This is a genomic window from Variovorax sp. dw_954, assembly GCF_018449755.1.
In the GTDB taxonomy this organism is placed as follows: Bacteria; Pseudomonadota; Gammaproteobacteria; order Burkholderiales; family Burkholderiaceae_C; genus Variovorax.
In genome coordinates, this window is record NZ_JAAVVD010000039.1 from 17,978 (window position 1) to 36,241 (window position 18,264).

19 protein-coding genes are annotated in these 18,264 nt (G+C 64.9%); 1 reads left to right on the plus strand and 18 read right to left on the minus strand.

Going from position 1 to position 18,264, the window contains the following annotated elements:
- Positions 1-48 precede the first annotated feature (48 nt).
- Positions 49-846 carry a class I SAM-dependent methyltransferase gene (locus HB681_RS35190; RefSeq protein WP_213959531.1) on the plus strand — a complete coding sequence of 266 codons (798 nt, stop codon included), beginning with the start codon at positions 49-51 and terminating at the stop codon, positions 844-846.
- A gap of 163 nt (positions 847-1,009) precedes the next feature.
- Here HB681_RS35190 and HB681_RS35195 read toward each other — a convergent pair whose 3' ends face one another.
- The 18 genes from HB681_RS35195 to acpP all read right to left on the minus strand — a co-directional run bounded on the left by HB681_RS35195 (position 1,010) and on the right by acpP (position 18,263).
- Entirely contained in the window at positions 1,010-1,942 is a 933-nt protein-coding gene (locus HB681_RS35195) for a glycosyltransferase family A protein (protein ID WP_213959532.1), read from the minus strand.
- Positions 1,943-1,954: 12 nt separating this feature from the next.
- Positions 1,955-2,752, minus strand: coding sequence for a fumarylacetoacetate hydrolase family protein (locus HB681_RS35200; RefSeq protein WP_213959533.1), 798 nt, complete (start codon positions 2,750-2,752; stop codon positions 1,955-1,957).
- A gap of 14 nt (positions 2,753-2,766) precedes the next feature.
- Positions 2,767-3,837, minus strand: a complete 1,071-nt coding sequence (gene nagZ / locus HB681_RS35205; RefSeq protein ID WP_213959534.1) for a beta-N-acetylhexosaminidase — start codon at positions 3,835-3,837, stop codon at positions 2,767-2,769.
- A gap of 58 nt (positions 3,838-3,895) precedes the next feature.
- Complete coding sequence (acpS, locus tag HB681_RS35210; protein ID WP_213959535.1) at positions 3,896-4,288, minus strand: holo-ACP synthase; 393 nt, start codon at positions 4,286-4,288, stop codon at positions 3,896-3,898.
- 76 nt (positions 4,289-4,364) lie between these two features.
- Positions 4,365-5,138, minus strand: coding sequence for a pyridoxine 5'-phosphate synthase (locus HB681_RS35215; RefSeq protein ID WP_213959536.1), 774 nt, complete (start codon positions 5,136-5,138; stop codon positions 4,365-4,367).
- Positions 5,135-5,908 (minus strand): DNA repair protein RecO, encoded by a 774-nt coding sequence (recO, locus tag HB681_RS35220; protein ID WP_213959537.1) that lies wholly within the window; start codon positions 5,906-5,908, stop codon positions 5,135-5,137. Before recO ends, HB681_RS35215 begins: the two co-directional genes overlap by 4 nt.
- 164 nt (positions 5,909-6,072) lie before the next feature.
- Positions 6,073-7,032, minus strand: coding sequence for a GTPase Era (gene era, locus HB681_RS35225; protein WP_213959538.1), 960 nt, complete (start codon positions 7,030-7,032; stop codon positions 6,073-6,075).
- Positions 7,033-7,146: 114 nt separating this feature from the next.
- Entirely contained in the window at positions 7,147-7,830 is a 684-nt protein-coding gene (gene rnc, locus HB681_RS35230; protein WP_213959539.1) for a ribonuclease III, read from the minus strand.
- A gap of 18 nt (positions 7,831-7,848) precedes the next feature.
- Entirely contained in the window at positions 7,849-8,208 is a 360-nt protein-coding gene (locus HB681_RS35235) for a DUF4845 domain-containing protein (RefSeq protein WP_213959540.1), read from the minus strand.
- A gap of 433 nt (positions 8,209-8,641) precedes the next feature.
- The gene (gene lepB, locus HB681_RS35240; RefSeq protein WP_213959541.1) at positions 8,642-9,631 is read right to left on the minus strand and encodes a signal peptidase I; all 990 of its coding nucleotides are present in this window, start codon (positions 9,629-9,631) and stop codon (positions 8,642-8,644) included.
- Between the two features lie 159 nt (positions 9,632-9,790).
- Positions 9,791-11,602, minus strand: a complete 1,812-nt coding sequence (gene lepA, locus HB681_RS35245; protein WP_213959542.1) for a translation elongation factor 4 — start codon at positions 11,600-11,602, stop codon at positions 9,791-9,793.
- A gap of 522 nt (positions 11,603-12,124) precedes the next feature.
- Positions 12,125-13,615, minus strand: a complete 1,491-nt coding sequence (locus HB681_RS35250) for a DegQ family serine endoprotease (protein WP_213959560.1) — start codon at positions 13,613-13,615, stop codon at positions 12,125-12,127.
- Between the two features lie 92 nt (positions 13,616-13,707).
- Complete coding sequence (locus tag HB681_RS35255; protein WP_213959543.1) at positions 13,708-14,784, minus strand: MucB/RseB C-terminal domain-containing protein; 1,077 nt, start codon at positions 14,782-14,784, stop codon at positions 13,708-13,710.
- A gap of 23 nt (positions 14,785-14,807) precedes the next feature.
- Complete coding sequence (locus tag HB681_RS35260; protein WP_213959544.1) at positions 14,808-15,488, minus strand: sigma-E factor negative regulatory protein; 681 nt, start codon at positions 15,486-15,488, stop codon at positions 14,808-14,810.
- 14 nt (positions 15,489-15,502) lie between these two features.
- A complete protein-coding gene (gene rpoE / locus HB681_RS35265; protein WP_218628392.1) occupies positions 15,503-16,180 on the minus strand; it encodes an RNA polymerase sigma factor RpoE in 678 nt (225 codons plus the stop codon).
- Positions 16,177-16,668 carry a hypothetical protein gene (locus HB681_RS35270; RefSeq protein WP_213959545.1) on the minus strand — a complete coding sequence of 164 codons (492 nt, stop codon included), beginning with the start codon at positions 16,666-16,668 and terminating at the stop codon, positions 16,177-16,179. The genes rpoE and HB681_RS35270 overlap by 4 nt, the downstream gene beginning before the upstream one ends.
- Before the next feature lie 16 nt (positions 16,669-16,684).
- Positions 16,685-17,929, minus strand: coding sequence for a beta-ketoacyl-ACP synthase II (gene fabF / locus HB681_RS35275; RefSeq protein WP_213959546.1), 1,245 nt, complete (start codon positions 17,927-17,929; stop codon positions 16,685-16,687).
- A gap of 94 nt (positions 17,930-18,023) precedes the next feature.
- Entirely contained in the window at positions 18,024-18,263 is a 240-nt protein-coding gene (gene acpP / locus HB681_RS35280) for an acyl carrier protein (protein WP_140843300.1), read from the minus strand.
- Between the last annotated feature and the right edge of the window lies 1 nt (position 18,264).

The window sequence follows — 18,264 nt, forward strand, 5'->3', positions numbered from 1 at the left end:
CATCCATTTGCGGGACAGACCGCCAGCCCGCCGCTACAGTCCCGCCTCATGACACAGTTCCTCTGGCAGGACCGGGACCGGCAGCCATACAACTACGTCTTCAATCCGCGCCCCGAGTGCCTGGCCTTGATCCAGCGCATGCCGACGGTGGCGCTGGACATCGGCTGCGGCTCCGGCGCCGTCGGCCACGCGCTGCGCCAGCGCTTCCCGGATTGCGCACTGTGGGGATGCGAGTTCGACCCTTCAGCCGCTCAGTTGGCCCGCCAGCATTTCGACCACGTCGTCGAACAGGACGTCGAGACGATCGACTTCAATGCGATGGGATTGAGCAAGCCCTTCGACCTGGTCTGCCTCTTCGACGTGCTCGAACACCTGGTCAACCCGTGGCAGTTGCTGCACGGCCTGCTGCGCATCATCGCGCCCGACGCGCAGGTACTCGTGAGCCTGCCCAATGCATCGAACCTGCCGATGCTCTACGACGCATTGCGCGGCCACTGGCACTACCGCCGCTGGGGCCTGCTGGACTTCACCCACCTGCGCTTCTTCGCCGACTTCGACGCACGCAAGATGTTCTACCAGGCCGGCTACCGCGTGCTCGACCATCGGGTCACCTACCTCGGCGAAGGCGGCGCGATCTTCCAGCGCCACTGCGGAGAGACCTTTCCGCTGACCTTGAGCGTGGGCGACCTGGCCATGAAGGTCCAGTCGGCCGAAGACCTGTCGCGCCTGTGTGCCGACCAGAACCTGTATCTGATCACGCCGCACCATGGCGAACTGCGCGACGACGCAGAGCGCGCCTTCGCCTCGGCGGCGTACCCGCACACCTTTACCTTTGGCGGCGATTGATGGCCTCCCGGATTCGGGACCGGACAGCCGAACGCAGAAGGAATACCAAAGCTACGCAGAGGTCGCAAAAGAATCCAAAGAAAATTTTGGTATTCCTTCTGCAACTTCTGCGAAACCTTTGCGCCTTCTGCGTTCGGTCCCCGCTTCCGTTCCCGCATTGAGATCAAGCCTCGTCCAGATGCCCCTGCCAAAGCGCGCAACGTTGCGCCAGGTAAGCCTCGACCGCGGCGCGATCCTCTCCCGACACGCTCGGCCGCGGCGACGCCATCGCCTTTCGCAGCACCGCCACGCCGCGCGCGGCCGACTCGCGATCGAGGAACACCACGGCGTTGGCCCGCAGCAGCGGCTCCATCGCCTGCACCTCGGCAAAGCTCAGGTCCGGAAACCACTTCAGCAGCAGCCGCGTCTTGGCCTGTATGACGCCGACCTGCAGCGCGACCATGTCGACCGAGGCCTGGCCCTCGTGCGTGCGATAGCGCGTCATCACGCCGGGGAGGTTCGCGAAGCGGCCGCCGGCCAGCGTGCAATCGACCCACATCCCGTAGTCGCAGCTCAGCGGGAAGCGCGGGTCATTGAGGATGGAATGCTCGCGCAGGAACGCTGTGCGAACCGTGCTGGCCGGATTGCCGATGTTGTTCATGCCGGTCAGCAGGTTGGCCTTGATGGTGCCGTCGTCCGCGGGCAAGCTGGCCACGCCGTTCTCGCGCCCGAAGTACAGCATGGCGCCGCCGCAGACGTCGACTTCCGGGTGCGACTCCATGAAGGCCACCTGCTCGGCCAGCCGCGTCGGCTCGGCCAGGTCGTCCTGGTCGAGCCGCGCCAGGTACTTGCCGCGCGCGAGCCGCAACGCGAGGTTGGAGGCATTCGCGACGTTGAGATTGGCCGGCTGCCGGTAGGCCCTGAAGCGCGGGTCGCGTTTGCAGGCGTCGTCAAGGATGGCCGGCGAGGCGTCGGTCGAATGGTCGTCGATGAGGAGGCACTCCCAGTCGCCAAAGGTCTGCGCCGAGATCGAGGCCAGCGATTCGCGCAGATAGGCGGCGCCGTTGTAGACCGGCACGTAGAAGGTCACGAGTGGCGTGCGCTGCGCATCGGCCACTGCGGTCGCTCCTCAGGCAGTGAAGCGTGCCGACACCGTGCCGAGCACGCCGAAATCGACCTGTACCGAATCCCCCGCGACGATTTCCAGCGGCACCACGCAGGTGCCCGTGGTCACGATCTGCCCCGCGCGCAGCGTGATGCCCAGTTGCGACAACTCGTTGGCAAGCCACGCCAGCGCGATGCGCGGGTCGCCCAGCACATTGGCGCCGATGCCATCGCGCTCGTAGCTGCGCGCGGTGCCGGCCACTGTGGCGTTTACGCGGTGCGCCGCAAGATCCAGGTCGCGCCACGTCACCGGCACCGTGGGGCCGAGAACAAACTCATGGGCGCAGGCGTTGTCCGCGATGATCAGCGCCTCGCCTGCCGTCACGAAGTCCGCGAAGCGGGAGTTGGGCACTTCGATGCCAAGGCAGAGGTCGCCCACCGCCGCCAGCGCCTCCTCGACGCTGTACGCCTTCGCGCGCGGCGGCATGTCGCGCGCCATCCGAAAGACGAACTCGGCCTCGGTCACCGCCATGCGGTTGCCTTTCATCGAGAACGCGCTGCCGTCCGGGTGTACGCGCTCGGCCATCAAACGGCCGGCGAGCGGTCCGCTCACGTTGATGTGCTGCTGCCCGGCCGCGCTGGTGGCGGCGATCTTCCAGCCCGCGATGGGCTTGTCGCTGCGGCCTTCCAGCATCGCCTGGATGGCGTAGCCCTCGGCACGAGTGGTGGGGCGATCAGCAGGCAACAGGTGATCGATGGCCGCACCCAGTTGCCATGCGCTCCAGAACGCGTTGGCGGCCTCGCTCATCTGGTTGGGCGTCATGGTTTTCCTCCGGGTCAGGCTTGCAGCAACGCGCGGGCGCGCACATGGGGTTCGGATGCGACCAACTCCGCCCACGCCGGCGCGGGTGTGCGTGGCAGCAGCGCGCGGCGGCGCCGTTCGCTTTGCGCATCCGGTGCCCAACGTCCATCGTCGCGGGCCCTGGTCATGTCGACCAGCAATTCGTCGAGCGGTGCGCCCTCGCCCACGCTCTGGTTGCACAGCAGCGCCAGGTCGCAGCCGGCGCCGAGCGCGGCCAACGCGGCATCGCCGTAGCTCAGCAGCGCACCGTCGATCCAGCGCGCAGCCTCCATGCTCAGGTCGTCGCTGAACACCGCGCCACCGAAGCCCAGCCGGGTGCGCAGGATGTCGCCGAGCCATTTGCTGGAAAAGCCCGCCGGTCGCGCATCCACCTTCGGGTAGATCACGTGGGCCGGCATGACCGCGGTGAGCGTGTTGGACAGCCAGTCATAGGGTCGGGCGTCGTCCGCGAGGATCGCCTTGAGGCTGCGCCGGTCGACCGGCATCGCCACATGCGAATCCGCCTTGACGAAGCCATGCCCCGGAAAGTGCTTGCCGCAGTTGGCCATGCCCGCCTGCAGCAGCCCTTGCATCAGGCTCTTGGCCAGCAACGAGGCCACGCGCGGGTCGCGGTGGAAGCTGCGGTCGCCGATGACGCTGCTCTCGCCATGATCGAGGTCGAGCACCGGCGTGAAGCTGAAGTCCACGCCGCAAGCGCGCAGTTCCGACGCGAGCACCCAGCCGCAGGCGGTGGCCGCGCGCGTGGCATCCATCGGGTCCTGCATCCAGCGTTCGCCGAGCGTGCGCATCGACGGCAGCCGCGTGAAACCGTCCGTGCGAAAGCGCTGCACGCGGCCGCCTTCGTGGTCGACGCAGATCAGCATGTCGGGCCGGATCTTGCGGATCTCGGCATTGAGCGCCGTGAGCTGCGCGCGGCTTTCCCAGTTGCGCGCGAAGTGGATGATGCCGCCGACCAGCGGATCGGCCAGGCGGCGCCGGTCGGCGGCGGTGAGTTCAGTGCCCGCGACGTCGATGATCAGCGGGGCGTGGATTGCTTCGGTACTCATTGGATGACCTTCGCGCTGCGCGCTGCGGTGCGAGCGCCTTCGGGCGGCCGGGCGCCGCTCATGTCTTTTCAACGACGACGAAACTCGCCGCATAGTCGGTTTCATCGGTCACGGTGACGTGGGCGATCAAGCCTCGCGCCTCGAACCATTCCTTCAGGGCGCCGTGCAGCACGATGGTCGGCTTGCCGCTCGGCAGGTTCGCGATCTCGCAGGAGCGCCAGGTCATGGGCATGCGCATGCCCATGCCGATGGCCTTGCTGAACGCCTCCTTGGCGGAAAAGCGCGTCGCCAAGTAGCTCACGCCGCGCTTCGGCCAGCGCGCGCTGCGGGCTTGCCAGGTTGCGAACTCCGCGTCGCTCAAGACCTTGCGCGCAAAGCGCTCCCCCTGCCGCTCGAAGGTGCGGGCGATGCGGCGCACATCGCAGATATCGGTTCCGATGCCGTAGATCATCGGACCCCCACGCTCGGCACCGACGTGTTCTCGCTGACCCTGGCGCCGATCCAGTCGCCCGCCATGCCCGGCGCGCTCATTCCGCCTCGGCAATGCATTGCAGATAGGACCTGGTCGTCACCTCGTAGCCCAGCTCCAGCGCATCGGACACGAAGGCGTGGCCGATCGACACCTCCCGCACGCCCGGCACGGCGCGCAGGAATTCCGTGAGGTTCTCGCGGCTCAGGTCGTGGCCGGCGTTGACTTCGAGGCCCGCGGCCTGGGCGGCGCGCGCGGCCTCGGCATAGAGCGCCAGCACGGCGTCGGCGCGCGAGGTCCCCCGCGAGGCCGCATAGCCTTCGGTGTATAGCTCGACCCGGTCCGCGCCCACGGCCTTGGCCGCCGCCATCATCCCGGGCTCCGGGTCCATGAAGAGGCTCACGCGCACGCCCAGCGCCCGCGTCTCGGCGATCAGCGGACGCAAGCGTGCCGCGTCCTCCGGGAAGGTCCAGCCGTGGTCGCTGGTCGACTGCGTCTCGCTGTCCGGCACGAAGGTCGCCTGCTGCGGCCGCAACTCGCGCACGAAGTCCATCAGGTTGTGGAACGGGTTGCCTTCGATGTTGAACTCGACGCCCGGCCACTCCTTGGCGATCAGTGCCGAAAGCTGATGCACGTCGTCCGGGCGGATATGGCGCGCATCGGGCCGCGGATGCACGGTGATGCCCTGCGCCCCGGCATCGAGGCAGGTCGCCGCCGCGAACAACACGCTCGGGATGCCGAGCGAGCGCGTGTTGCGCACCAGCGCGACCTTGTTGAGGTTCACCGAGAGCGCCGTCCCGGTGTGCTTCCTGGCAGTGGTGTTGGTATTCATAGGCCTTGCAGGTCCCGGATCATTTGGCGGGTGCGCAGTGTGGTGACGCCGCAATGGTAGTTGAGCAAGGTACGCAATTGCGTGCGCAATGCGGCCCCCAGCCCGGGCTCCATGCCCGCCACGTGATGCACCGTGGCCGAGAATGGCGCGCGGTCGTCGAGCGTTTGCTGCAACGCCAGCCATTCGGCACCGCGCAAGGCAGCCAGTTCGTCGGGCCCGGCTTCGCGCAAGCCGGCTTCGGCGACCAGGCTGTAGCGCGCGTCGGGGTCCAGTGGCGCCAATGTCGACGTCTGGGCCGCCAGCGACGGCAGCAGTCCGATCTCGCGCAGCAGCAGCAATTCGAAGGCGCGCAAGGCCGACGACTGCGTCGCCGCCTGGGCATCGCCATGGTTCGTCGCCAGCACCTGCACCACCGCCGCATAGGCATCGAACAGCGCCTCATGCGCATCGTCGCGCGCCAGCAGCCGCATCATCAGTTCGTTGACGTAGTAGCCCGACAGCAGCGACTCGCCCGTCGGCATGACGTGCCCGCCCATCCACTCCGCGCCCTTGAGCGTGCGGATCTCCGCGTCGCCGCTGTAGTTGAGTTGCAGCGGCTGCAACGGCAGCAGCACCGGGCGAAAGTTCGAACTCGGCCGCTTGGCCCCCTTCGCCACCAGCGCGATGCGCCCATGGTGCCGCGTGAAGACCTCCAGGATCAGGCTCGACTCGCTCCAGTCGTAGCGATGCAGCACATAGGCCGGCTCGTGGGAAACGCGGTGCGTGGCCATGTCAATGAAGGGAATCGGAAAGCGGACTTCCGAACGCAGAAGTCGCAAAGGATTCGGAAAGGTCGCAAAAGAAGACCTTGGAGAATTCTCTTTCGAATCCTTTTGCGACTTCTGCGAAACCTTTGCGACTTCTGCGTTCGCCTTCCGTATTCGAATCCGAGGGCCTATTCGTACCCAAAGCTGCGCACCCGCGCCTCGTCATCCGCCCACCCCGATCGCACCTTCACCCACAGTTCCAGGAACACCTTGGCATCGGCCAGCTTCTCCAGCTCGACGCGGGTCTCCATGCCGATGCGCTTGATGCGCTCGCCCTTGTCGCCGATCACCATCGCCTTGTGGCCATCGCGCTCGACCACGATGGTCGCGGCGATGCGCAACAGGCGCTTCTGGCCCTTTTTCTGCGGCGGCTCTTCCTCGAACTTGTCGATGATGACGGTCGAGGTGTAGGGCAACTCGTCGCCGGTCAGCCGGAACAGCTTCTCGCGCACCAGCTCGCTCGCCAGGAACTTCTCGCTGCGGTCGGTCAGTTCGTCCTCGCCGTAGAACCACGGCTGCTCCGGCAGGTACTTCTCGCAGATGCCGAACAATCGCTCGATGTCTTTCGCGTTCTTGGCCGACATCGGCACGATCTCGGCGAAGTCGTGCTTGGCCTGCATGGTCTGCAGCCACGGCGCGATGTCGCCGCGGCGATGCACGTTGTCGAGCTTGTTGGCCAGCAGCACCGTCGGAATGCCCTTGCCCAGCAACTTCAGCACGCGTTCGTCGGCCGGCGTGAAGCTGCCGGCCTCCACCACGAACAGGATCAGGTCCACATCGCCGACCGCGCCCTGCACCGTCTTGTTGAGCGACTTGTTCAGCGCATTGGCATGCAGCGTCTGGAAGCCCGGCGTGTCGACGAACACGAACTGCGTCGCGCCGATCGTGCGCATGCCCGTGATGCGGTGCCGCGTGGTCTGCGCCTTGCGCGAGGTGATGCTGATCTTCTGGCCGACGAGAGCGTTGAGCAACGTCGACTTGCCCACGTTCGGCTTGCCGACGATGGCGATGAGGCCGCAGTGTTGCGGGCCGGTGTCGCCCGCGCCCTCATCGGTGGGCGTGGTGGAATTTGGGGTATCCGAGGTCATGGTGGCATTGTCGTGGAACACCGCGGAGCGGACCGTGCCGAACCGCTGGAGTTTGCCCCCGGTCAAAGGGGGCGGAGAAGCGACGCGAGGCGTCGCGGAGCCCGGGAGCGGGCGTTACTTTTTCGACTTGAGCCGGATCAACATGGCCGCCGCGGCCGCCTGCTCCCCGGCGCGGCGTGAACCGCCGATGCCGCGTTCGCTCAGGTCCAGTTCCGGCACCTCGCAGACGACATCGAAAGTTTGCTTGTGTGCCGCGCCGAGCGTGTCGACCACGCGATAGAGCGGCAGCTTCATTTTGTGGCCCTGCAGCCATTCCTGCAATTCGGTCTTCGGATCCTTGGAGGCAGCCTCCATGCGCGGATTGATCTCGACCGCCTCGTACAGTCGATGCACCAGGGCTTCCGCCGCGGCGTAGCCGGCATCGAGGTACACCGCGCCGATCAGGGCTTCCAGCGCATCGGCCAGGATCGATGGCCGGCTCGGCCCGCCCGACTTGGCTTCGCCTTCGCCCAGGCGCAGCAATGGCGAAAGCTGCAACCGCAGCGCGATCTGGTGCAAGGTGTCCTGCTTGACGAGGTTGGCCCGCACGCGCGAGAGGTCACCTTCCGGCAAGGCTGCGAGACGGCGGTACAGCAGATGCGCCACCGCCAGGTTCAGCACCGAGTCGCCAAGAAATTCGAGGCGCTCGTTGTGGTCCGCCGAAAAACTGCGATGCGTCAGCGCAAGCTGAAGCAGGCGCCCATCCGCGAATCGATGCTGCAGGCGCGCCTGCAGCGCAACATGGCCGCCCTCACTCACAACGATTGCTCACGACATTCAGCGCGATTGGCCCTTGTATTTCATCGTCAGGTACGCAGGTCCGAACAGATGGATCTCGCGCTCGTACGAATACGAGACGACCACCTTCTCGCCCACCTTTTCAACGACGATGTCCTTGCCGGACAGCTTGAAGTCGTCGATGGCCTGGGCACGATCGAAGATGGAACGCACCTCGGGGACGGTCACGCCTTCCTTGGCCTTGTTGGCCGCCTTGTCGATGGCCTGGTATTCGACCAATGTCGGAATCACCTGCGCCACCACCACGCCCACGCAAGCCAGCACGATGGCCACGAACAGGAGTCCGATGAACGAAATGCCGCGCTGCTTGTCTCTTGGAGTCGACCGATATGCCCTCATTGCCCTCTGTCCTTCGAATAATGTTGCTTGCTCGTTGAACGGCGCGAATGCGACCGGACGAGATCCACTCATGCTTGAAAGGCCTGCTCGCGCGACATTGGCCGGACACGAATCCCGGGCATGCGCGACGGGGATTGTCGCGCTCGCCACATGGGAAACAGGGTGCCCGCCAATACCTTGCGAATCAAACCGTCAACACTGTAACGACAAATGTCACGGTTCGGTAACGACTTGATCCGCCATTCGGCATCGATCAGACGGCCTGCCCGGGCTAGGCGCCCCCTCTGTTGAGCCGCTTGCAGCGCCCAGAAGGTGTGAAGATTTCGTAGCGAGGGCGCCAGCCAGGAGGCCGGTTCGCGGACCGGAACCGCACTTTCGTGCGGTGAGGACCGCAGGCCCGAGATCGGCGTCCGCAGTAGAAATATTCACCCTTCTACTCGAAGCCGCCGATGCGCTTCCAGTTGCCGAAGTTCATCCAGACGAAAAACGCTCGCCCGACGATGTTCTGGTCCGGCACGAAACCCCAGTAGCGGGAGTCCGCCGAATTGTCCCGGTTGTCGCCCATCATGAAGTAGTGGCCCGGCGGCACCTTGCAAACCACGCCCTCCACGTTGTAGCGGCAGTCGCCCTGGCCTTCGAACGGAATCACCTCGGCTTCCGACAGGCCGGCCCGGCGACTGTCGTTGTTGAGGATCTTGTGCTTCTTGTCGCCAAGCACCTCCTCGAACTGGGGCGTTTCCTTCATGTAGGTGTCTTTGTCGTCATTGCTGTCGCCGAAGTACGGCGGCAATGGCGTCTTGCTGACCGGTTGCCCATTGATGGTCAGCTTCTTGTTCAGGTAGGCCACCTCATCGCCCGGTACGCCCACCACGCGCTTGATGTAGTCCATGCTCGGCTTGGGCGGATAGCGGAACACCATCACATCGCCGCGCGCCGGCGGCGTCCCCTGGGTGATCTTGGTGTTGAGCACCGGCAGGCGCAGGCCGTAGGTGAACTTGTTGACCAGGATCAGGTCGCCGGTCAGCAGGGTCGGCATCATCGAGCCTGAAGGGATCTTGAACGGCTCGAACAGGAAGGAGCGCAGCAGGAACACCGCCACGATCACCGGGAACAGCCCCGCGGTCCAGTCCAGCCACCAGGGCTGCATCAACAGGCGTTCGCGCGCCTTGTCGTCGACCGTGTCGACCTTCGTGATGCCCTGCTGCGCCAGTCGCTCGTTGCGCGCGCCGAGCGAGGCTTCGTAGACGGCCGCCGCCTTTGCACGCCGCGGCAGGAAATAGAAGCGCTCGGCCAGCCAGTAGAGGCCGGTGACCACGCTGGCCAGGAACAGCAGCAGCGCGAAGTTGCCTTCGACCGCGCCGAAGTACCAGGCGCCGATGTAGCCGACGAACGCGGCGAGGATCACGGAGGTAAGAAAGGCCATCTTTTTAGTTCGATGCAAATTGCGCCGCGCGTGCCATATGAAACTGGCGCGCCGTCATGCCGGGAACACCGCGGAGCCGGCTCTGCCGTGCCGCTGGTGTTGGCCCCGGCAAGGGGTTGGAGGAGCGACACAAGGTGCCGCGGAGCCTGGTGGGGAGCATCAATCCTCGACTTGCAGGATCGCGAGAAAGGCCTCTTGCGGAACTTCCACGGAGCCAATCTGCTTCATGCGCTTCTTGCCCGCTTTCTGCTTTTCGAGCAGCTTGCGTTTGCGCGACACGTCACCGCCATAGCACTTGGCGAGCACGTTCTTGCGGAGGGCCTTGATTGTCTCACGCGCAATGATGTTGACTCCGATCGCCGCCTGGATGGCAACGTCGTACATCTGCCTGGAAATGATCTCGCGCATCTTGCCCACCACCGCGCGGCCGCGGTACTGGCTCTGGCTGCGGTGCACGATGATGGAGAGAGCATCGACCTTCTCGCCGTTGAGCAGGATGTCGACCTTGACGACGTCGGAGGCCCGGTACTCCTTGAACTCATAGTCCATGGATGCATAGCCTCGGCTCACCGACTTCAGCTTGTCGAAGAAATCGAGCACGATCTCGCCGAGCGGCATCTCGTAGGTCAGCATCACCTGGCGGCCGTGGTACGCCATGTTCATCTGGATGCCGCGCTTCTGGTTGGCCAGCGTCATCACCACGCCGACGTATTCCTGCGGCATGTAGAGGTGCACCGTGACGATGGGCTCGCGGATCTCCATCATCTTGCCGACGTCGGGCATCTTCGACGGGTTCTCGACCATGATCACCTCGCCGCCGGTCTTGACCACCTGGTAGACCACGCTCGGCGCGGTGGTGATCAGGTCCTGGTCGAACTCGCGCTCGAGGCGCTCCTGCACGATCTCCATGTGCAGCAGGCCCAGGAAGCCGCAGCGGAATCCGAAGCCCAACGCCTGGCTCACCTCGGGCTCGTAGTGCAGCGACGAGTCGTTGAGCTTGAGCTTCTCGAGCGCGTCGCGCAGCGACTCGTACTCGCTGGCCTCGGTCGGGTACAGGCCGGCAAAGACCTGGGGCTGGATTTCCTTGAAGCCGGGCAAGGGCTCGGTTGCTGTGAAAGCCGCGCCACCGGTGCCGGCCTTGATGAGCGTCACGGTGTCGCCGACCTTCGCGGCCTGCAGTTCCTTGATGCCCGCGATGATGTAGCCCACCTCGCCCGCTTCGAGCGATTCACGTGGCTCGTTGTTCGGCGTGAAGACACCAAGGCTGTCGGCGTTGTACATCGCGCCCGAGGCCATCATCTTGATGCGCTCGCCCTTGGCCAGGCGACCATCGACCACGCGCACCAGCATCACCACGCCGACGTACGCATCGAACCAGCTGTCGATGATCATCGCGCGCAGCGCCGCATCGGGATTGCCCTTCGGCGGCGGCACGCGCGCGACCACCGCCTCGAGAATCTCCTCGATGCCCATGCCGGTCTTCGCGGAGCACGGGATCGCATCGGTGGCATCGATGCCGATCACGTCTTCGATCTCGGTGCGCGCGTTGTCGGGGTCTGCATTCGGCAGATCCATCTTGTTGAGCACAGGCACTACTTCAACACCGAGGTCGAGCGCTGTGTAGCAGTTGGCCACTGTCTGCGCTTCGACACCTTGCGATGCATCGACGACGAGCAATGCGCCTTCGCATGCAGAGAGCGATCGACTCACTTCATAAGAGAAGTCGACATGGCCCGGTGTATCGATCAGATTGAGGTTGTAGACCTTGCCATCGAGTGCCTTGTAATGCAGCGCAGCGGTCTGTGCCTTGATGGTTATCCCACGCTCTTTCTCGATGTCCATCGAATCCAGGACCTGCGCTTCCATGTCGCGTTCAGCGAGGCCACCGCAACGTTGAATCAGGCGGTCTGCGAGCGTCGACTTGCCGTGGTCGATGTGCGCAATGATGGAGAAATTTCTGATGTGATTCATCAAGGGGAACGCTTAAGTACTTGAATTGCCTTGCACGCAGAAGGGGTGGGGCAAGAAAAAAGGGCGCGTCTGCTGGAGACGCGCCCTGAACCAACAAGCAATGGCAACTGCAGTAGTTGGAACTTCATTGTAGGCAAAAAGGGGGTCGCGTACATGCGGGGACGGGCTCTCGACGGGTCGTTGCAGGTCAGCAACATCTAACTTATATACATGTTATCCACAGGGTAGGTGGAGCACTCTCTTAACAACTTGTGGGTGATCTGTGGAGCACCAGTGGACGGATGGCTGGAATCTCGCATCGTGGAGAAGCCGTTCCACGCTTATGCGTGCAGTCGGCCCAAAGGCACGCCTATTCTACTGAAAACCATCATTAGCCCAATATCAAGTTAGCGAGCGCAAACTACACTTGAGGCGTTTTCAAGGTCAAAAAAAATTTCCAAGGGCGTGGCAAGTAGGCCGAAAGATGCAAAAAAAGGCCCCAATCCCGACTAATGGTTGGGGCCACTTGACGCCGCGCGAGCCTCAGCGCGCGGGTCGGATCAGCGCATATTGGGCCCACTCGCCGCGGCGGAACAGCACGCTGACGGCCTTGGATCTGTCGGCCTTGCCAATCGCGCCTTCAAACTCCTTCATGTTCGCAACCTCGGTGTTGGCCACCGCCAGGATCACGTCGCCCTCGCGCAAACCGGCGCGCGCTGCTCCCTCGGTCGCGGCGTCCACCTTCACCCCGCCCTTGAGCTTGAGCTCCTTCTTCTGCGCATCATTGAGGTCGCTCACTGCGAGGCCCAGCGATTTCGCCGCGGCGGATGCGGTCGACTTGGGCACTGGCTCCTCGCGATCATTCGAAGCGCGCTTGGCCGGCTTGTCGGGCTCGATCTCGGCAATGACGACCGTGAGATCGCGCGACGCGCCGCGGCGGAACACCGTGAGCGTGCTCTTCGTGCCGGGCTTCGTATTGCCCACCAGTCGCGGCAGGTCGCTCGGCTTCTCGATCGACTTGCCGTCGAACCTGGTGATGATGTCGCCCGGTTCCACGCCGCCCTTCTCGCCCGGCGAGCCCGCTTCGACACTGCGCACCAACGCGCCTTGCGCCTTGCCAAGGCCGATCGACTCGGCCACGTCCTTCGTGACCTGGTCGATCTGCACGCCGATGCGTCCGCGCGACACGCGGCCATTGGTGCGCAGCTGCTCGCTCACGCGAATCGCTTCGTCGATGGGAATCGAGAACGAGATGCCCATGAAGCCGCCCGAGCGCGAATAGATCTGGCTGTTGATGCCAACCACTTCGCCGCGCATGTTGATGAGCGGGCCGCCCGAGTTGCCGGGGTTGATGGCCACGTCGGTCTGAATGAAGGGCAGGTAGTCGCCGGTATCGCGCTGCTTGGCGCTCACGATGCCTGCGGTGACGGTGTTCTCGAGTCCGAACGGCGAGCCGATGGCCATCACCCATTCGCCCACGCGCAGCCGGCTGATGTCGCCGATCTTCACTGCCGGCAGGCCGGTGGCCTCGATCTTCACCACGGCAACGTCGGTGCGCTTGTCGGCGCCCACGATCCGCGCCTTGAACTCGCGCTTGTCCGTCAGTGTGACCAGCACTTCGGATGCGTCTTCCACCACATGGGCGTTGGTCATCACATAGCCGTCGCCCGTCAGGATGAAGCCGGAGCCCACGCCGCGCGGACGTTCGCGTTCTTCTTCCGGGGGCTGCTGCGGCCGGTTCTGGCGCGGGCCCTGGCGCGGCTGGCCCGGCATCGGCTGCCCGAAGAAGCGCCGGAAGAAGTCCTGCATCTCCTCGTCCATCTCCGGGCTGTTGCCACGCTGGGTGACCTTCTCGATGGTGCGGATGTTGACCACGGACGGCCCGACCTGATCGACCAGATCGGTGAAGTCCGGCAGCGTGCGCGTCTGCGCATGCGCGGAAGTCGCCGGCAGGAAGGTGGCGCTCGCGGTTCCCGCCAGTGCGAATGCCAGCAGCGCTGCGCGGATGCGACTTCCCTCAACCTTGAAAATCATCATGTTTTCTTTCAACTGAACAATGAGCGAGAACGAACCACGAGACGGTCTTGTGAATATGGGGCGTCCAAAAGGTTCGACAACGGGCGCGTTCAATGCGTTCGCGCCAATCCTTGTGCAAAGGCCTCGAGTGTCTGCGGCGGCACCTCGCCCACGGCCGTCAGCCACCAATCACCATTCTTGTCGGTGAGCCGGCGCGTCAACGTATAAGTGGCGCCGAGCGTCAGCACGACCTCCTGCGAACGCCGCTGCGCATCGTAGGGCTCGAGGAACAGCGACACCGACGCCAGTCCATCCGAGAAGGTCCATTGCAGGGTATTTTCGCCGTTCGTGCTTCCACCCATGGCGCGCCGATAGCAGCTGAGCGGCTTGAAGCCCGCGACCGGTGACTTCAAGACCCATCCTTCCGACTGGGCCGTGGTGCGCTGCAACTCGGACTTCTCGACCTTGTAGCCGGCCGTGCCGGCCATCATCTGCGACAGCGTGTGCATCTTGATCGGCGCGTCGAGCTGAAGCTCCGAGAACGCAGATTGTTCGACCACATTGCCTTCACTGTCCAGTGTCTGCAACTTGACGACCAGACCTGAACGACGCTCGCTCCACACGCGATAGCCGAAGCGCAGCGTGTCGCGCGGCACCAACTGCACCACGTCGGCATCGAAGCCGGCCACGCGGTCGCGGCCGGTGACCCGCGCGCTGTACAACTCGCCCAGCGAGGAATCCGGCGCGCCCAGCAGGTTCGGGAACAGCTCGAGGTTCTCGCGGCGCTCGCTCCGGGCCACCCGGCTTTCGGGCAGGAAGGTCATCACCTTGTCGTTGCGGCGGAATGTCGTGCGAGGCACGCCGGAAAGCGCCTCGATGCGCTCCATCTGCTGGTCGCCTTCGCAGACATGCCAGATGCGCGCGCTGGACAGGTTGCCGACTGCGGCCGACACCACGAAGGTGCCGACATAGCTGCGCTGGCGCGACGCCGACCGCATGCGCTGCAGCCACTCGACCACGCCCATGGACGGAGGCGGGTCGGTCGCAAGGCCTGGCGACGCTCCCTTGTCGGTCGGCGGGACAGCGGGCCGCGCACCATGCACCTGTGCGGATGCCACCTGCCACAGGCAGAGCACGGTCAAAGCCAACGCGGCCCGGCGTGCGACCGTCGACGGCCAAGCAGTCATTGCGACGAGACGGGACAGCACGATCAGCGCGACGGCCCTTCGAACGTGGCATTGCGCAGGAACATCGACGGCATCTGCGAGCCGCCACCCGCCTGCTGGTGCGCGGCAAGCAACTCATCGAGCCGGGCGTCCCGCAACATCACCTGCGGCGCACCGTTGCCGACCTGCACGCGGGTCGGCACGGCGACGGCGCTCGTCGCATGCGGGTCCGCCGCCGCCAGCACCGAGCCTGCCGGAGGCAGTGGCGGCACTTGCGCCTCCGGCTGCTGCAACGGTTGCACTTGCGCCATCTGGGCGCCAGCCGGCGCGCCGCCCAGCGTGCTGGCCAGGCTCCAGCCGATCGCCGCCACCGCCACCAACGAGGCGGCGCCCGCGACGAGCTTCCACCGGAACACCGGCTCGTTGGCCGGCTCGGCGCGCAGCGGCAGCGCAACCGCCGCCGGCGCCACGGGCACGGCAAGCCGCAGCGGCGGCTCGTGCGCAAGGCGTTGCTGAAGCTTGGCCAGGAATGCGTCGCTGTCGCTGCAAGGCGCATGCGAGCCCGAGCGCAGCACATCGCCGACCAGGTGGTAGGTGCGCCAGGTGGCCCGCAATTCCTCCTGCACGCCGATGTCGGCAACGGCCTCGGCGAAGGCCTGGCCCTTCAACTGCCCGTCCGCCAAGGCGGACACCTGTTCGCGAATACTGTCTGATGGATGGTTCATCTCTTTCACCCTGCTTACCAACGTTTGCCGGACTGGTTGTCGAGCAGCGGTTTGACCCGCGCCGATATCGCCTCGCGCGCACGGAAGATCCGCGAGCGCACAGTGCCGATCGGACAATTCATGACCTCGGCAATCTCTTCGTAACTCATGCCCTCGATCTCGCGCAGCGTCACTGCCTGGCGCAATTCGGCCGGCAGCGCATCCATGGCAGCCTCGACCGCACTTGCGATCTCCTGGGCCGCCAGCACCGTTTCGGGGGTTTCGTCGGTGGTTGGTTCGTTTGTCGGGCGGTAAGTTTCATCTTCGTCTTCGGAAGATGGCCGCAATGCGCTTTCGGACACGGTCGGATCGCGCTTCATGTCGACCAGCGCCTTCTTGGCGGTGTTGACGGCAATGCGGTAGAGCCAAGTGTAGAACTGGGCCTCGCCGCGAAACTGGTGCAACGCACGATACGCCCGGATGAAGGTCTCCTGGGCGATGTCTTCGACCAGGTCGACATCGCGCACCATGCGGCCGATGAGCCGCTCGATCCGGCGCTGGTACTTGAGCACCAGCAATTCGAACGCCTTGTGGTCACCTGCGACGGTGCGCTGGACCAACTGGAAATCAACCTCGCCCGGCCGCGGACCTGCTGCGGGATCGGCAATCGAACCCGTCTCGGGTGGCACGGGTGGCGGCGCGGATGCGGTCATGGAGAGTCTTGCGAGGCGCCCTGCGGCGCCGATGGCTGCGGCGCAGCGGCTGGCCCGTCGGGTTCAGCCGGCGAGGCGCGCGAATATACCGCACGGCGCAGTGCCAGCCAGCGTTCGGGGGCACTGCCGCGCTCCAGCCACTGCCAGCGGCTGCGCTGCTTCGGCGCCCAAATGCGCACCAGCATCAGGGACTGGAAATCGAGCGCCGGCGTCAGGCGCGCTGCGCGGAGGTTAGCCGCGCCCGTCATCTGCCAGCCGCGCCCGTCGAAACGCAACTCCCCCGGACGCTGGCGCTCCAGCAACGCCCTGGCGCCGAGCGCCGCCAGCAGCACGCTGAATGCGAGCACAGGCCCTCGCCAACCCTGGGCACCCACCTGCCAGCACACCCAGCCTGCGCAGCAAGCACCCGCCGCCCAGATCGCCACCAGGAGGCGCGCCGCAATGCGCGAGCGCCCCATCGGATAGCTCACCGATGGGGCGCTGTGCATGGGGATTCCCGAAGACTCAAGCCCGCTTGAACACCAGCGTGCCGTTGGTGCCGCCGAAGCCGAAGTTGTTCTTGACCGCGATGTCGATCTTCATGTCCCGCGCCTCGTTGGCGCAATAGTCCAGGTCGCACTCCGGGTCCTGGTTGAAGATATTGATCGTCGGCGGACTTTTCTGGTGGTGCAGCGCGAGCACGGTGAAGACCGACTCGATGCCGCCCGCACCGCCAAGCAAGTGGCCTGTCATCGACTTGGTGGAGTTCACCACCAGTTTCTTCGCGTGCTCGCCGAAGCAGTTCTTGATCGCGTTGGTCTCGTTCAGGTCGCCGAGCGGCGTGGAGGTGCCATGCGCATTGAGGTATTGCACTTCGTCCCTGTTGACGCCCGCATTGGCCAAAGCCATGTCCATCGAGCGCTTTGGGCCGTCGACGTTGGGCGCGGTCATGTGATACGCATCGGCGCTCATTCCAAAGCCGAGCACCTCGGCATAGATCTTGGCGCCGCGCGCCTTCGCGCGCTCGTATTCCTCGAGCACCAGCACGCCCCCGCCCTCGCCCAGCACGAAGCCGTCGCGGTCCTTGTCCCACGGACGGGACGCGGTCTTCGGGTCGTCATTGCGCGTGCTGAGCGCACGTGCGGCCGCAAAGCCGCCAATGCCGAGCGGAGAGACGGTGGACTCGGCGCCCCCTGCGATCATGACGTCGGCATCGCCGTACTCGATCATGCGGGCCGACAGGCCGATCGCATGGAGGCCGGTGGTGCACGCGGTGACCACTGCGATGTTCGGGCCCTTGAAGCCGTACTTGATCGACACATGGCCCGAGATCATGTTGATGATCGACGCCGGCACGAAGAATGGCGAGACACGGCGCGGGCCGCGGTTCACCAGTTCGGCATGCGTCTCCTCGATCAGCGGAAGTCCGCCGATGCCCGAGCCGATGTTGCAGCCGATTCGAACGGCTTCTTCATGCGACAAGGCCTCGCCCGTGGGCAATCCGCTGTCGACCACGGCCTGCATGGCCGCAGCCATCCCGAGGTGGATGAAGCGGTCCATGTGACGCGCTTCCTTCTCGGGGATGTATTGTGTGATGTCGAAACCCTTGACCTCGCCTGCGAATTTGCAGGCGAAGGGGCTCGCATCGAAACTGGTGATCGTGTCGATGCCCGTCTTGCCGGCCAACAAGTTGGTCCAGCTTTCGGCAACGGAGTTTCCGACAGGAGCGATGCAACCGAGTCCGGTCACGACGACGCGGCGTTTGGTCATGCCGGCAAACCTTTCTGGATGCGTTGGAAACCGTGTCGGGGCGCGCAGGGTGCAAAGGTGCGCCGAGGGCCCGGACGGTCGTCAGCGTGGCCTGTCAGGCCTTTTGATTCTTGGAGGCGTAGTCGACGGCGTTTTGCACCGTGGTGATCTTCTCGGCATCCTCGTCGGGGATCTCGATGCCGAATTCGTCTTCGAGGGCCATCACGAGTTCAACAGTGTCGAGCGAATCGGCGCCGAGGTCGGCCACGAAGGCCTTCTCGTTGGTCACTTGGGACTCTTCCACACCGAGTTGTTCGGCAATGATTTTCTTGACTCGTGCTTCGATATCGCTCATT